Annotated in this window: 12 protein-coding genes and 1 pseudogene; 8 read left to right on the top strand and 5 right to left on the bottom strand. The window is 66.1% G+C overall.

Going from position 1 to position 15,316, the window contains the following annotated elements; all coding sequences use genetic code 11:
* The 3 genes from Q8R73_RS16590 to htpG form a co-directional block, all read right to left on the bottom strand.
* On the bottom strand, window positions 1–530 hold a 530-nt coding region (locus Q8R73_RS16590), incomplete at its 3' end, for a substrate-binding domain-containing protein (protein WP_305720638.1).
* A 188-nt stretch (window positions 531–718) separates the two neighbouring features.
* A complete protein-coding gene (locus Q8R73_RS16585; RefSeq protein ID WP_305720637.1) occupies window positions 719–1,873 on the bottom strand; it encodes a DUF3095 domain-containing protein in 1,155 nt (384 codons plus the stop codon).
* 118 nt (window positions 1,874–1,991) lie between these two features.
* Window positions 1,992–3,872: a molecular chaperone HtpG gene (gene htpG / locus Q8R73_RS16580; protein WP_305720636.1), complete on the bottom strand. Its 1,881-nt coding sequence runs from the start codon at window positions 3,870–3,872 to the stop codon at window positions 1,992–1,994.
* A 177-nt stretch (window positions 3,873–4,049) separates the two neighbouring features.
* On the opposite strand from htpG, the gene Q8R73_RS16575 reads away from it, so the two are divergent.
* The 8 genes and pseudogenes from Q8R73_RS16575 (at window position 4,050) to Q8R73_RS16540 (ending at window position 12,667) form a co-directional block, all read left to right on the top strand.
* The gene (locus Q8R73_RS16575; protein WP_305720635.1) at window positions 4,050–6,101 is read left to right on the top strand and encodes an adenylate/guanylate cyclase domain-containing protein; all 2,052 of its coding nucleotides are present in this window, start codon (window positions 4,050–4,052) and stop codon (window positions 6,099–6,101) included.
* Window positions 6,102–6,243: 142 nt separating this feature from the next.
* Complete coding sequence (locus Q8R73_RS16570; RefSeq protein WP_305720634.1) at window positions 6,244–6,534, top strand: DUF2282 domain-containing protein; 291 nt, start codon at window positions 6,244–6,246, stop codon at window positions 6,532–6,534.
* A 71-nt stretch (window positions 6,535–6,605) separates the two neighbouring features.
* A pseudogene (locus tag Q8R73_RS16565) lies at window positions 6,606–7,464 on the top strand (DUF692 domain-containing protein).
* 8 nt (window positions 7,465–7,472) lie between these two features.
* A complete protein-coding gene (locus tag Q8R73_RS16560) occupies window positions 7,473–8,249 on the top strand; it encodes a DUF2063 domain-containing protein (RefSeq protein ID WP_305720633.1) in 777 nt (258 codons plus the stop codon).
* Window positions 8,246–8,728 carry a DoxX family protein gene (locus Q8R73_RS16555; RefSeq protein ID WP_371126113.1) on the top strand — a complete coding sequence of 161 codons (483 nt, stop codon included), beginning with the start codon at window positions 8,246–8,248 and terminating at the stop codon, window positions 8,726–8,728. Before Q8R73_RS16560 ends, Q8R73_RS16555 begins: the two co-directional genes overlap by 4 nt.
* A 138-nt stretch (window positions 8,729–8,866) precedes the next feature.
* Window positions 8,867–10,483, top strand: a complete 1,617-nt coding sequence (locus Q8R73_RS16550) for a GMC family oxidoreductase (protein ID WP_305720632.1) — start codon at window positions 8,867–8,869, stop codon at window positions 10,481–10,483.
* Between the two features lie 62 nt (window positions 10,484–10,545).
* A complete protein-coding gene (locus tag Q8R73_RS16545) occupies window positions 10,546–11,760 on the top strand; it encodes a mandelate racemase/muconate lactonizing enzyme family protein (protein WP_305720631.1) in 1,215 nt (404 codons plus the stop codon).
* A gap of 130 nt (window positions 11,761–11,890) precedes the next feature.
* A complete protein-coding gene (locus tag Q8R73_RS16540) occupies window positions 11,891–12,667 on the top strand; it encodes an SDR family oxidoreductase (protein WP_305720630.1) in 777 nt (258 codons plus the stop codon).
* 7 nt (window positions 12,668–12,674) lie between these two features.
* Here the strand turns inward: Q8R73_RS16540 and Q8R73_RS16535 are convergent, their stop codons facing one another.
* Entirely contained in the window at window positions 12,675–14,717 is a 2,043-nt protein-coding gene (locus Q8R73_RS16535) for a hydantoinase/oxoprolinase family protein (RefSeq protein WP_305720629.1), read from the bottom strand.
* A partial coding sequence (locus Q8R73_RS16530; protein ID WP_305720628.1) for a hydantoinase B/oxoprolinase family protein occupies window positions 14,717–15,316 on the bottom strand: 600 nt, incomplete at its 5' end. The genes Q8R73_RS16535 and Q8R73_RS16530, both read right to left, overlap by 1 nt.

Below are 15,316 nucleotides of genomic sequence, written 5' to 3'. Positions count from 1 at the left end.
TAGAAGAAATACGCATTGTTGTCGTCGGGCGATCCGCCGAACAATTCGATATTGAACGGCCCCTTGCCCTCCTTCAGCCCGAGCCCCTGCTCGATCGACTGCGCCTGCAGCGCCCCGACCTGGAAATTGTCGAAGGTCGCGTAGTAGTCGACGTCAGGCGTGCCGCGGATCAGACGATCATAGGCGATCACCGTGATGCCCCTGGCCTTGGCCTGCCTGAGCGCATCGGACAGCGTGGTGCCGTCGATCGCCGCAATGACCAGCACCCTGGCGCCCTTGGTCACCATGTTCTCGACCTGGGCAAGCTGGTTCGGGATATCGTCCTCGGCATATTGCAGGTCGGCGCCGTAGCCGCGCTGCTTCAGCACCTTGACGATGTTGTTGCCGTCATCGATCCAGCGCGCCGAGGCCTTGGTCGGCATGGCGATGCCGACGGTCGGCTTGCCCTGCGCCAGCGCGCCGCCATCCGGCGCCATGAACGCAAGGCCCGCCAGCGCGAGCGCGAACGATTTGGCCTTCAGCCTCAGCATGCTTCCTCCCCTCGACGCAGACCTCAGGCAGCATACGCCGGTCCACGTTCCGCGCGTGCCGGCAGTTGGTTGCCCTTCTTGATACGGCGATCGTAGCAATAGCCCTCGCGAAGGCAACCTGAAGGGTGGCTTCGGAGATCGCCGCAGACGCCGCGGCATCAGTCCGGCGGCCCGGCGCGCGGCCCGTCTCAGGCCGCCATCGTCGCCTTCAGCGCCGTCGCCGCCGAAGCATAGCCGCCGCGCGCGCCGTCGATGAAATGGACGTGGTCGCTGCGCGTGACCGACGGCGCAAAGCAGGTCATCATCGCCGCATCCTGCCGGTGCAGGCCGTAGCGCACGGTTCCGGCCGCGGCCGCCTCGGCGAGCACTTTCGTGAGCCCCTGCTCCAGTTCCGGCGTGCAGTCGAGGATCATGCGCAGGCCGTCGTCATATTTGCGGAAGTCGGAATTCTCCACCACCTGCTGCACATAGGTCTTCGGCACGAAACCGCCGACGCTGAGGCCGAAGCGCATAATCACGTAGACGAACAGCGTGTTGGCGAGCACGAAGGCGCGCCGCTTCAGCAGCGACCCGCGCCTCGTGGCGACCTCGTACTTGTTGCCGCTCGGCGGCCATGTCAGCGGCGGGCCGTCCGGCGGCACCGGCCGTCCCGCATCCGGGCTGCGCTCGACCAGCGCGACCAGATCCTCGATCACCTTGCGAAAGGCGGTGGCGTCGGCAGCGCGCGCGGGCACCACCAGCACGGAGAGGATGAGGCCGCGCACCGACGGAATTTCCTCGAACCGGCATGACAATCCCGTGAGATCGGGCTGGGTGCCGGGCGCGGCCTTCGGCACCGCGAACTCGCCGCGCTTCATCGCCGTCTCGGCCCAGCCGAGGCCGCCGCCGGAAAACATCGCATAGGACAGATTGGCCGACGGCCCGAACCGCGCGACGCGGACATCGAACCCCTGCGCCCGCACCGCCGACACCGGCACCAGCGCCACCCGCATCACGAGGTTGAGGCTCTCCTCGACCCATGTCGCGGTCGCCGCCATCGCCTCCCGGGTGCGATCGAGATCGTCCGGCGCCACCGCGAAACTGGCCCCGTCGCCGCCGAACACGAAGGGAAATTCGCGCCCCGCCAGCGCATTCGAGATCGCCGCGATCACCGAAGCCCCGGCCATGTTGACCGCCTTGTAGCGCGCCTCCGCGATCGCCCGCGTCGATTCCACGATATCGGCGACGCCGATCGTCCAGTCATCCGGCAACGGCGAATACAGCGCCGGATCCATCAGGCTGGCAAAGCCGCGAAAGACCGGGATGGAACCGTAAAAGGTGTCGGGGTGGGCGGGTGTGGTCATATCAGCGGAAACGCCCCGTTACGAACCATTCTAGCAGATACGGCCGGCTCTGGAATTTGGGTTCAACACCTCAACAAGAAGCCCGATTAATCAAACCTTTTCCCGGTTTGTCTATGCCCTACCCGCCCTTCGTCACCCCCTGCAGCACCAGCCGGTTGAGCCTTCCGGCGAAAGCGGCCGGGTCTTCCGGCAGTTCGCCGTCGAGGATCTGCGCCTGCTCCAGCAGCAGGAACGACAGGTCGGCGGCCTCAGCGGTGTCGCCCGAGATCGCCGCGACCAACGGATGGCGCAAATTGATTTCGAGGATCGGCTTGGTGCCGGCGCCCTTGTTCTGCCGCGCCAGCAGGCGTTCCAGTTCGCGGTCCGGGCCATGGCTGCCGGCGACCAGGCAGGAGGCACTCGACGTCAGCCGCTGCGAGGCGCGGACGTCGGAGACCCGCTCGCCGAGGGTGGCCTTGATCACGGCGATGATCGAAGCCTCGTCGGCCTCCGGATTTGCCTCTTCCTTCTTGTCGTCGAGCAGCGGGATGAGTCCAAAATCGATATCGCCCTGGCTCAGCGACTTCAGCGGCTTGCCTTCGAAATCGAGCGGGGCCGAGGTCCAGAACGCGTCGACCGGATCGGTCAGCAGCAAGACTTCGATGCCGCGGGCCGCGGCCGATTCCAGCTTCGGATTGGACTTCAGCCGCTCGATGCTGTCGCCGACCAGGAAGTAGACCTCGGTCTGGTTCGGCTTGAGATCGGCGATGTACTGCTTCAGCGAGCGGTTCTCGCCCGCCGTTGACGTGAAGCGCGACAGCGCCAGGAGTTTTTCGCGGCGTTCGAAATCCTCGTAGAGGCCTTCCTTGATGACGGGCCCGAAGGCTTCCCAGATTTTCGCGAAGTTTTCCGGGTCCTTGTCGCCGAGGGTCTCCAGTTCGCTGACCACGCGGGTGGTCACGGCTTTGCGGATCTGCGCCAGTTGCGGGTTGTTCTGCAGCATTTCCCGGGAAATGTTGAGCGGCAGATCCTCGCTGTCGACCACGCCGCGGATGAAGCGCAGATAGGCCGGCAGCAAATCGGCGTCGTCGGTGATGAAGACGCGGCGGACATACAGCTTGACCCGGCCCTTGCGCTGCGGCTCGAACAGGTCGAACGGCTTTGTCGAGGGCGCGAACAGCAGCACCGCATAGGAATAGCGGCCCTCGGCACGGTAATGCAGCGTCATCGCCGGCTCGTCGAAGGCGTTCGCGATCTGCTTGTAGGCCTGGGTGTAGTCTTCGGGCGTCAACTCCGACTTGGAGCGCTGCCACAGCGCGCTGGCCGAATTGATCTGGCGCGGCTCGCCTTCCTCGGGGACCAGTTCGATCGGAAACTGGATGTTGTCGGAATAGGCGCCGACGATGCGCTCGATTTCGTAGGTCTCGAGATATTTTTTTGCGTCGGGTTTCAGGTGCAGCACGATTTCGGTGCCGCGGACGACGCGCGTCGCATCCTCCGCGCCGGCGGGCGCGACCTCGAATCCGGCGCCGCCCGACGAGGTCCAGCTCCAGACCTCGTCGCTGCCGGCGCGGCGGCTGGTGACGACGATGCGGTCGGCCACCATGAAGGCGGAATAGAAGCCGACGCCGAACTGGCCGATCAGCCCGGCTCCATCCTTGGCCTCGGTCAGGCGCGAGAGGAAGGATTTGGTGCCGGAACGGGCGATGGTGCCGAGATTGTCGATCAGCTCCTGGCGGTCCATGCCGATCCCGGTATCGATCACGCGCAGCGTATCGGCCGCCTTGTCGGGCGCGATGCGGATTTTGGGCGGCTCGCCGTCTGCGACCAGTTCGGGATGGGCGATCGCCTCATAGCGCAGCTTGTCGCAGGCGTCCGAAGCGTTCGAAATCAGCTCGCGCAGGAAAATGTCGGTTTCCGAATAGACCGAATGCACCATCAGGTGCAGCAATTCGGCGACCTCGGCCTGGAACGGCTGGGAAACGGGGGCGGTGTCGGCGGTCGTGGCGTTGGCGGTCATCAGCAATCTCGCTCGAGCATGAACATCCGGAGGCAGCCTGATATAGCGATACCACGTGGGGTGACAAGATTTGCAGGCCACCGCAGCAAAAGGCCGGGCGGGGCGGGGCCAGGGGGCATTTGCGGATTACCGGCCCATGGTGGACACTGCAAGGGCCGCGAGGAGAATTGCGCCACCATGCGAATCGGCATCCGCCTTGCCATTTCCGGACTGGTCCTCGTGTCGATCCTGGTCAGCGCCGTGGGCGTCCACCTCTTGTGGTGGCGGACCGCCGAAGCCAACAGCCACGCGCTGGCGGACACGATCAACCGCCAGATCGTCGCGGCGGTTGAAAAGGAAGTCACCGTCATCACCACCGAAGCGCGCGCCGCGCATACCGCCATCCGCACCTTGTTCCTGCAGAACGTGCTGGAGACCCGCGAGGCCGACAAGCGCGAATTCGTCTTCCTGTCCCAGTTACAGTCGCAACCGAACATCTCCTGGGTGGCGTTCGGCTGGCCCGACGGCACGTTCTTTGCGGCACACAAGCTCGGCGATCTGGCGCTGGAGATGATGGAAATCGCGCCGGTCGACGGCGTCGTCAAGCGGCGGGTCGACCAGTACCGCGTGGTGGTCGGCGATATCGAATTCGAGAAGCGGCAATTTCTGGACACAGATTATGCGGTCACCGAACAGGAGTGGTTTCGTTCGGCGATCGCCGCCGACGAACCGCGCTGGTTCAGCGTCGCCGCCCATCCCGTGGGACCGCGTCCGTCGATCGCCTATGCCGGTCCGATCGACGTCTACCAGAAGCGCCAGGGCGTTCTCGCCATCATCATCGAATATACCCGCCTCGCCCGGTTCCTGTCGCAGCTCTCGGTCGGAACGTCCGGCGCGGCGTTTATCCTGGGCAGCGACGGCAACACGATCGCCGCCCCGGATCCGGATGCCGATGAAACCAACATGCAGCGCTCCGACCAGCCTTTGCTCGCGATCGCCCGGCGCGCGATCGGTCAGGCCGGCGGCTCCGGTCCCGGGCAAAAGGCTGCCGGTCAGGTCCGGCTGGAACAGGCCGGCGAGGCGTATGCGGTCAGCCTCACGCCGCTCGCCTTTCCAGGCTGGATGCTGGCGACCGTGATTCCGGAAAAGGAATTTCTCGGCCCGATCGAGGCGACGATCCGCCAGTTGCTGATCGGCCTGGCGGTCCTCATTCTCGCCGCCGGTCTGCTGTCGGCATGGCTTGCCCGGCACCTGATCGCCACGCCGCTGATCATGGTCGTCGACGAACTCAAACACGTCGCCCGGTTCGATCTCGACAAGGTCCGCCGCCACGCCTCTGATATCACCGAGATCGAGAATCTGTCGGGCGCCATCGCCGATATGGCGGGCGGACTCGCGGCCTTTCGGAAGTATATTCCCGCCGATCTGGTCAGAATGCTGGTTCGCGAAGGCATCGAACCTCGCCCGGGCGGCTCGATCAAGCCGCTGACGATCCTGTTCGCCGATATCGCCGGCTTCACCGGGTTATCCGAGCGGCTCGGCGACCGCATCGTCCCGCTGCTCTCCAGTTACCTCGACACCATGTCGCGCGAAGTCAGCGACCATCGCGGCACCATCGACAAGTTCATCGGCGACGCGGTGATGGCGTTCTGGGGTGCGCCGGCGGCCAATCCCGACCACGCCGCCGATGCCTGCCGCGCCGCGCTCGCCTGCCAGCGCGCGCTCCGGGAGTCCGGCCTGACCGACGATTCCGGCCGGCCGCTGCGGGTGCGGATCGGCGTCAATTCCGGCGACGTGCTGGTCGGCAATATCGGCTCCGAGCTCCGCCTCAATTATACGGTGATCGGCGACGCCGTGAACGTCGCCAGCCGGCTGGAAGGCGCCAACAAGGAATATGGCACCGACATCATCATCGGCGAGGAAACCCGTCGCCTCGCCGGCGATCGAATCCTGGTTCGCGAACTCGACCGCCTGACGGTATACGGCCGCGCGCACGGCATCGCGGTCTACGAGTTGCTCGGGATGGCCGGGGACGGCACGGTCCTTCCACCATCCATGACGCTGTATGAATCCGGGCTCTCCGCCTATCGCGACCGCCGTTTCGAAGCGGCCGCCGGGCTGTTCGAGCAGGCGCTCCAGGCGCGTGACGGGGACCCGCCCGCGCGGCTGATGCTCGAACGTTGCCGCGGCTTTATTCGGCAGCCGCCGGGCGACGATTGGGATGCAACCAACGCGATGCAAGCCAAATAGCCTGACTGCCGGTTTCACGGTCTTGCACCCCCGGATATCACGGGCTTGTGATAACAGGCGGAGACCGACGTCGTAACGGTGCTGCCGCCACCCCCGTAACTTGGTGGCGCTTTCACTGAAGCTTCTAGGAAAGGATCACCTCATGAATTCCAAGATCGCCCACGCCACTATCGCCGGCTCCTTCGCCGCCGCGCTTTCCATGCTCGCCGCTCCGGCGTTCGCAGCGCCCAAGGCGCCGCAGCCGACCATGGACAAGTGCTTCGGTATCTCCATGAAGGGCCAGAACGATTGCGCTGCGGGCGCCGGCACCACCTGCGCCGGCACCGCCAAGACCGACTACCAGGGCGATGCCTGGAAGTATGTCGCCAAGGGGACCTGCGCCAGCATCAAGACGCCGAAGGGCAGCGGTTCGCTGGAGCCGATCAAGTCCTGAACCGAGCACCCGGCGCGCGGTCCGTTCCGCGCGCCGCTGCACGCGCAGCCCCCACCAAGCGAGTCCAGCCGATGTCCAACGCTGCTCATTTACCGGCTTCAGCCGGCGTCGGCTTCAAGCCCGAACATGGGGCGGCGATTCTGGCCGCCGCGCAGCCGATCGGATTCTTCGAAGTCCATGCGGAGAACTACATGGGCGCCGGCGGGCCGCCGCATGCGCAACTCACCGCGTTGCGCGAGCGCTACGCGCTGTCGATACACGGTGTCGGGCTGTCGATCGGCTCTACCGGGCCGCTGGACCGCGCTCACCTGGCCCGGCTGCGCAGGCTGTGCGACCGCTATGCGCCGGCCAGCTTTTCCGAGCATCTCGCCTGGTCGTCGCATGACGGCGTCTATTTCAACGACCTGCTGCCGCTGCCCTATACCGAAGCGACGCTGGCGCGGGTCGCCGATCACGTCGACGAAGTACAAACCGCGCTCAAGCGGCAGATGCTGCTGGAAAATCCGTCGACCTATCTCGGCTTCGCCGAGAGCACCATCCCGGAAGTCGAAATTCCTCGCCGAGGTTTCGCGGCGCACCGGATGCGGACTGCTGCTCGACATCAACAACGTCTTCGTCTCGGCCACCAACCATGGCACGTCGGCGCTGGACTATCTCTACCGGTTTCCTCTCGACCGCGTCGCGGAAATTCACCTCGGCGGTCATGATGCCGACACCGGCGATGCCGGGGAGAAGCTGCTGATCGACAGCCACCGCGTGGCCGTCGCGGGCGAGGTCTGGGCGCTCTACCGCGAGGTGATCGGGCGCATCGGTGCGCTGCCGACCCTGATCGAATGGGACAATGACGTGCCGGACTGGCCGACGCTGCGCGCCGAGGCCGTCGCCGCCCAACATATCCTGTCCGGCGCCGCGCGCGCGTCGGCGGCATGAGCGAAGCCATGGCCGCACCATTTGAAACATCCTTTGCGCAAGCGCTGCTCGGCACCGAGCCGGCCCTTCCGCCCGGCCTCGCTGCGCACACCGCCGCCGTTCCGGCGCGGCGCTTTGCCGTCTACCGCAACAATGTACTGGCAAGTCTTGGCGCGGCGCTGGCGCGGCGTTATCCCGTCATCGAACGGCTGGTCGGCGGCGAGTTCTTCGCCGCGATGGCGCGGCAATTCGTGATCCGGCATCCGCCGCGCTCGCCGTTGCTTGCGCAGTATGGCGAGGAGTTCGCCGACTTCATCGCCGCTTTCGAGCCGGCGCGGGAGCTGCCTTACCTGGCGGACGTGGCACGGCTCGAGGCGGCGCGCACCCGCGCCTACCATGCGGAAGATGCCATGCCGCTCGGTGCGGACGGCTTCGCGGCGCTCGATGCCGGGGCCCTCGGCGACATCCGTCTCCAGCTGCATCCCTCGGCCGCCATCCTGCGCTCGCCATTCCCGATCGTGACGATCTGGGCGATGAACAGCGGCGAGCTCGAGCTACGGCCGATCGAGACCGGGCAAAGCGAGGACGCTCTCGTCGTCCGGCCACATATGGACGTCGAGGTTCGCGCGCTGCCACCGGGCGGCGCGGCGTTCCTGCGCTCGCTCGCCGACGGCCTGCCGCTGCGCGATGCCATCGGCGTTGCGCTCGCCGACCACGCCGGTTTCGACCTCACCGGCAATCTCGCGGGTCTGATCGGCTCAGGCGTCGTCCGCGCCATCCTGTCTCCAGCGGCGAGGACATCATGACGACTCTCGGCAAAACGCTCGAAACGGCGGCGACGCCGACCATGCTGCCGGTGCGGATCGTTCAGCGGGCGATCGCTGCGCTGGATCGCATTCCCTTTTGGCTGATCGCCCTTTCGGCCCGGATCTTCCCCGCCATGGTGTTTTGGCAATCGGGCCAGACCAAGGTCGAGGGTTTCAGCCTGAAGCCCAGCGCCATGGCGCTGTTCCAGGAAGAGTACCGGCTGCCGCTGATCGATCCCGAAATCGCCGCCTATGCCGCCACGATCGCCGAGCATTTTTTCCCGGTTCTGCTGGTGATCGGGCTGGCGTCGCGATTCTCGGCAATGGCGCTGCTGTTCATGACCGCGGTGATCGAGATCTTCGTCTACCCGGACGCATGGCCGACCCATGGCGTATGGGCCACCTGCTTTCTGATCGTGATCGCGCGGGGTCCCGGCCTGCTCTCGCTGGATCACCTGATCGCCCGCAAATTCCGATAGAAGTGGCACGACCGCCGGTCCGCCGCCAGCCTCGCCTCCCGGCGGCGGCGGCGGTTGCAGACGATTCCGGTTTGGCGATACCATGATGGCCGCAAGTTTCGCGGCATCCGACGCGCAAATCCTCGCAGAAGGAGCATCATGGCAAAACCCGGGTTCGATGCGGAATTCGACGTCGTGGTGGCCGGCGCCGGATCGGCCGGGTGCGTGGTGGCGGGGCGGCTGACGGAAAATCCCGGGATTTCGCTATGCGTCATCGAGGCCGGCGGGCGCGACCGCAATCCCTGGATCCATATCCCCCGCGGCTTCGGGAAGCTCGTCCCCAACGCGAAAATCAACTGGGGTTACGAGACCGAGCCGGAGCCGGGACTGGGCGGCCGCAGCATCATCTGGCCGCGCGGCAAGGTGGTGGGCGGGTCGGGCTCGATCAACGGACTGGTTTTCCTGCGCGGCGCGCCGAGCGACTACGACGAGTGGCAGCGGCTCGGCGCGCAAGGCTGGGGCTACCGCGACGTGCTGCCCTACTTCAAGCGGGTGGAGCATTGCGCCGACGGCGCGGACCAGTGGCGCGGCACCGGCGGTCCGATCACGGTCTCCAACGTCAAGCGACCCTCGACGGTGGCGAAGGCCTTCGTCGAGGCCTGCGAGCGCCTGCAATACCAGCGCAACCCGGATTTCAACGGCGAGCGCATCGACGGCATCGGCTTTGCGCCGCTCAATGTCCACAATGGCTGGCGCCGCTCGACCGCGGTGGGCTATCTCCGGCCCAATCTCGGCCGCAAAAACCTGGAGCTGATGACCCGAACGCAGGTGCGGAAAATCCTGTTCGAGGGACGCCGCGCCGTCGGCGTCGAGGTCGAGCGCGACGGAAAGATCCAGCGCATCGGCGCGCGGCGCGAACTGATCCTGTCCGGCGGCGCCATCAACTCGCCGGTGCTGCTGCTGGCCTCCGGCATCGGTCCGGCGAACGAACTCGCGCAGCACGGCATCGCGGTAAAACTGGACCTGCCCGGCGTCGGCAAGAACCTGCAGGATCATTACCAGGCGAGCTTTGCGTTCAAGACCCATTGCGGCGACACGCTCAATGAAGCGGTGATGAATCCGGTCAAATCGGCCAGGATGGCGCTGCAATGGCTGTTCACCGGGACCGGCCAACTGGCGGTCGGCGCCACCGAGGCGACGCTGTTTGCCAAGTCCAGCCCGGCGGAGCCGGTGCCGGATCTCCAGTACCAGGTGCTGAATTTCTCCTCCGACAGTCTGAAGCTCGGCCTGCATCGCTGGCCGGGCTTTACCTTCATCTTCAGCGTCTGCCGGCCCAAGAGCCGCGGAGAGATCACGCTGCGCGACGCGGCGGGCAAAATGCCGCCGCGCATCCTCGCCAATTACCTCACCCACCCCGACGACATGCGCATCATGCAGGCCGGCTTCCGCATCGGCCGGCAGATTGCCGCGACCGAGCCGTTCCGCTCGCTGGTGACAGAACAGATCCGGCCCGATCCGGCGATCGAGAGCGACGACGAGATCGCCGACTTCGTCCGCGGCATGGGCTCGACGGTCTATCACCCCTGCGGCACCTGCCGGATGGGCGAGGACGACGGCGCCGTGGTGGACAGCAGCCTGCGCGTTCGCGGCATCGACGGATTGCGCGTGGTCGACGCCTCGGTGATGCCGGCGATGCCGTCGCCGAACATTCATCCCGCCACCATCATGGTCGCGGAAAAAAGCTCCGACATCATCGCGCAGGCGCTGAGGCATTGAGGCCATAAAGATCGACAAGCGGCGCGAGCCGAACGACAAACAAGAAGCAAAAGGGAAACGCCGTGACGAAAACATCAAAAGTGAGAAGCGTCGAAATCCTCGCCTGCGACGCCGGATGGCGCAACTACCATTTCGTCAAGGTCTCGACCGAGGACGGCGTGGTCGGCTGGAGTGAATATGACGAGGGATTTGGCGCGCCCGGTGTCGGCACGGCGATCCAGCGGCTGTCCGCCCGCGTGGTCGGCAAGGACGTCATGGCGCATGAGCTGATCTTTGCGGAACTGTCCGCGGCGACCCGTCCCGCCACCGGCGGCGTGGTGGCGCTGGCGCTCGGCGCCATCGAGAATGCGCTGCTCGACGCCAAGGGCAAGCTGCTCGGCGTGCCCTGCTACGAACTGCTCGGCGGCAAGATCCGCGACCGCGTCAGGGTCTACTGGTCGCATTGCGCGACCTGGCGCATCAACCATCCCGGCTGGTACAAGCCCGCGATCACCGACCTCTACGGCGTCAAAGCGATCGGGCAGGAGGTGCGCGAGAAGAACTTCACCGCGCTGAAGACCAACATCTTCACCTACACCGACGGCAAGCCGCAGGGCTGGCGGCCCGGTTTCGGTTCGCCGTTCGAGCCGGAGATCAATGTCGACCGCAAGGTGCTGCGCGATTTGCGCATGCATCTGGAAGCCATTCGCGACGGCGCCGGGCCCGACGTCGATATCCTGCTCGACCTCAATTTCAACGCCAAGACCGAAGGCTACCTGAAAATATTGCGTACCATCGCCGACCTCGACATGTTCTGGATCGAGATCGACAGCTTCAGTCCCGAAGCGCTCGGCTATATCCGGCGGCAAAGCCCGCACCCGGTCTCGTCCTGCGAAACGCTGCTCGGCCTTCGCGAATTCCTGCCCTATTTCCGCGAACAGGCGATGGACGTCGCGATCATCGATACGCCCTGGAACGGGGTGTGGCAGTCGATGAAGATCGCAGCAAGCGCCGAGGCGCACGAGGTCAACGTCGCGCCGCATAATTTCTATGGTCACCTCTGCAGCATGATGAACGCGCATTTCTGCGCCGCGGTGCCTAACCTGCGGATCATGGAAATCGACATCGACCGGCTGGAATGGGACCACGAATTGTTCACCCACCTGCCCGAGATCGTCGACGGCTATCTGGTCATCCCCGACCGCCCCGGCTGGGGCACCGAACCGAACGAGGAAGCGCTGCGCGCGCATCCGCCGAAGGGGCTCGGCGGGCTGCTGAACTACGGGCAGAAGAAGTAAGGTTGTTCTGGCGCAGCTCCGGCGTGTTCATTCGCCTCGAGAAACATGCATCGGCGCTTGTTCGGGTATCGGGTGGCTAACGCCCGCGATCTCGACCCAATGTGAATCTCAAGTAAAATGGAGAGACACGATGGGTACCTCAGGAATGGCGCTAGACGGCAAGGTGGCGATCGTCACCGGAGCGAGTTCAGGGATCGGGCGGGCGATTGCCCTGCTATTTGCTGCTGAAGGGGCCCGCGTCATCGCCACTGCGCGACGGCGGGAACTACTCGATGGCCTCGTGGCCGAAATCGAGATGGCAGGCGGCGCTGGCTCTGCGCTGGCGGGTGACGTATCCGACGAATCCTTCGCGCGCGCTTTGGTGGAGCATACAAAATCGCGCTTCGGAGGACTTGATGTCGCCGTCAACAATGCCGGCGTACTCGGACCGATGATGCAAACGCCTGACGTGACCCGCGACGCCTGGGACGCGACGATGGCGACCAATCTCACCAGCGCCTTTCTCGGCGCCAAGTACCAGATCCCCGCCATGCTCGCGCGCGGCAAGGGATCGCTGATCTTCGTCAGTTCCTTCGTCGGCACCACCGCCGCGATGCCGGGCGCCGCCACTTACGCGGCCAGCAAGGCCGGCCAGATCGGCCTGATGAAGGCGCTTGAGGTCGAGTACGGACCGCAAGGCATTCGCGTCAACGCCCTGCTGCCGGGCGGCACGCAAACCGCGGCGGCCGATGCGATGGCAGATACCGAGGATATGAAGGCCTTCGTGCGCAACATGCACGCCTTGAAGCGCATCGCAGCGCCGGAGGAGCAGGCCCGCGCGGCATTGTTCCTGGCGTCCGATGCCGCGGCCTTCATTACCGGAAGCGCGATGCTGGTGGATGGCGGCGTGTCGATCAACAAGACCTGAGCAGGCATCACCTCAGCGCAATATCAAGCCAGCCCAGCGCGTTGACCGTAACCTTGTCGCCGGTATCCACGACCACCGTCGTGGTCTCGGCCTCGACAATCGCAGGTCCCGCCAGCGCGTGGCCGGGCCTGAGATCATCGAGCGCGTAGACCGGTACGTTGCGCCAGGCGCCGAACCACGCCTGCCGCGTTCCGCGCGGCGCGCAGACGGCTGCCGATGGCGCCGGCTTCGCATCCTGCCTGCGCTGCGACACTTCGCCGACCGCGGCGACTCGGGCGTTGACGAACACTACTTCCTGGTCGCGGGCGGCGTAGGTGTAGAGTTCTTCGTGGCGGCGGTGGAAGCGATCCTCGATGGCGTCGACCAGCGAGGCAGCGTTCCAGTCGAGGCCGTCGAGAGCGACGTCGATCTCGAAGATCTGCTCGCCGTAGCGCATTTCGGCGGAACGCTCCGTCGTCATCGGGCCGCCGAACCAGGCGCGCAGCCGGCCGGTGGCCTGTTGCTCCAGATCCGCAAACAGGGTTCGCGCTTCGTCGGCGGAGATGCGGGCGGCGGAGCCATAATGGGTACGACTGACTTCGTAGCGCAGATCGCTGGTCAGCATGCCCCAGGCCGACAGCACCGAGGCCGCCACCGGCACGATGATGCGCTTGATGTCGAGCTCGCGCGCGACCTCGGCGGCATGCAGGCCGGCCGCGCCGCCAAAACTCAGCAGCGCGAATTTCCGGGGATCGACGCCGCGGCGCAGGGTCATCAGCCGGATGCCGTCGGCCATCTTCAGGTTGATCATGCGGAAAATGCCGGCGGCCGCCTCGATCCGTTCGAGGTCCAGCGACGCCGCTACCCGGTCAACCGCGGCTTCGGCTGCCGCAGCATCCAGCGGACGCGCGCCGCCCATGAAAGCGCTCGCGTCGAGATAGCCGAGCACGACATTGGCGTCGGTGACTGTGGCGGCCGTACCGCCATTGCCGTAGCAGGCCGGCCCCGGCACCGAGCCCGCGCTTTCCGGGCCGACCCGCAAGGTGCCGCCGGCATCGACCGTTGCGATCGAGCCGCCGCCGGCCGCGATGCTGGCGATGTCGAGGCTGCGCAGCGCAATGCGCTGGCCGGCGAGCATGCCGTCGGCGGACAGCGTGGCGCGGCCCTCGGCGATCAGCGAGATGTCGGTGGAGGTGCCGCCCATGTCGAACGGCACCAGATCGGGGATGCCGAGCAGGTCGGCGCAGCGCCGGGCGCCGGAAATGCCGCCGGCCGGACCCGACAACACCGTGCCCGCGGCGAGTCTGGATGCTTCCTCCGCCGGAGCCATGCCGCCATGCGACAGGATGATGAAGAGCGAGCCCTTGAAGCCGGCCTCGCCAAGGCGCTGCTCCAGATTGGCCAGATAGTGCCGCACCAGCGGCCGGACATAGGCATTCACGATCGTAGTCGAGACGCGCTCATATTCCTTTATCTGCGGCAGCACGTCGCTCGACCGGGAAACGCTGACCTCGGGCAGTTCGCGCGCCAGCCGTTCGACGGCGGCGAGTTCGTGCGCGGGATTGAGATAGGAATGCAGAAAGCAGACCGCGACCGAATTGGCGCCGGAGCGGCGGATCGCGGCGATGGCCTCATCGAGCGAGCGATCGCTCAGGGGTATCGCGACCTCGCCATTGGGCTTGAGCCGCTCCCTGACGCCGAACCGCCGCTCGCGCGGCACCAGCGGATGTGGCGGCGGTGACCGCAGATCGTAACGGTTGTCCTTCAGCCCCTCGCGCATCTCGATCACGTCGCGATGGCCCTCGGTGGTGAGCAGCGCGACTTTTGCGCCCTTGCGCTCGAGAAGCGCGTTGGTCGCAACCGTGGTGCCGTGCACGATGCGGCCGGTAGCTCCAAGCATTTTTTCGCGCGTCAGCTTCAATCGCCGCGCCAGTTCTTCCAGCCCGGCCATGACGCCGACCGACTGGTCCGCCGGCGTCGACGGCGATTTCGCGAACACGGTCGTGCCGTGCCCGTCGATGGCGACGAGATCCGTATAGGTTCCGCCGACGTCAATTCCGATCGTGTACATCAGGAGCCCTGCCCCGCCGGCGCGTCGTCAGTGACAAGTCCCTGCTCGCGGTCGCGCGCTCGCGCTTCCGCCGAACGCTCGCCCGGCGGCCCATAGCCGCCGCCGCCGGAGGAGCGGATTTCGAGACAGTCGCCGGGACGCAGCTCGATGCCGACTTCCTTGGTGCGCAGCGGCCGCGGCGGACGTCCCTCAGAGATCAGCCGGTAGTCATGCGGCACGCCGTCCTGGCCGCCGAGCATCCCGCACGGGCCGTGGCGTACGCCGTCGCCGGCGGTGTTGCCGCGCGCGGGCTTTGTGGTTTCCAGCACCAGGTCGAGCGCGACGCCGAGACCGCCGCGGAATTTGCCGTCGCCGCCGGAATTTTCGCGGAACTCATGCCGGCGAAAGTGCAGCGGGAAACGCACCTCCGCGACCTCGAGGCTGCCGAATTTGAGGCCGCCGACGCTGTGCCATTCGCCGATCGACGAATAGCCGTCGCCGCCCGATGAGGCGCCGCCGCCCGGGCGCGCCTGAAACAAATGCCAGATGAAACTTTTGCCGGTGCGCGGATCCTCGCCCTGGATGGCGATCCGGAAGCGGCGGCTCCAGCCCGCCATGGC

Origin of the sequence: Bradyrhizobium sp., from assembly GCF_030697065.1 — a bacterium.
GTDB lineage: Bacteria > Pseudomonadota > Alphaproteobacteria > Rhizobiales > Xanthobacteraceae > Bradyrhizobium.
The sequence above is the reverse complement of the archived record's forward strand: the minus strand, read 5'-3'. Positions and strand labels throughout refer to the sequence as shown.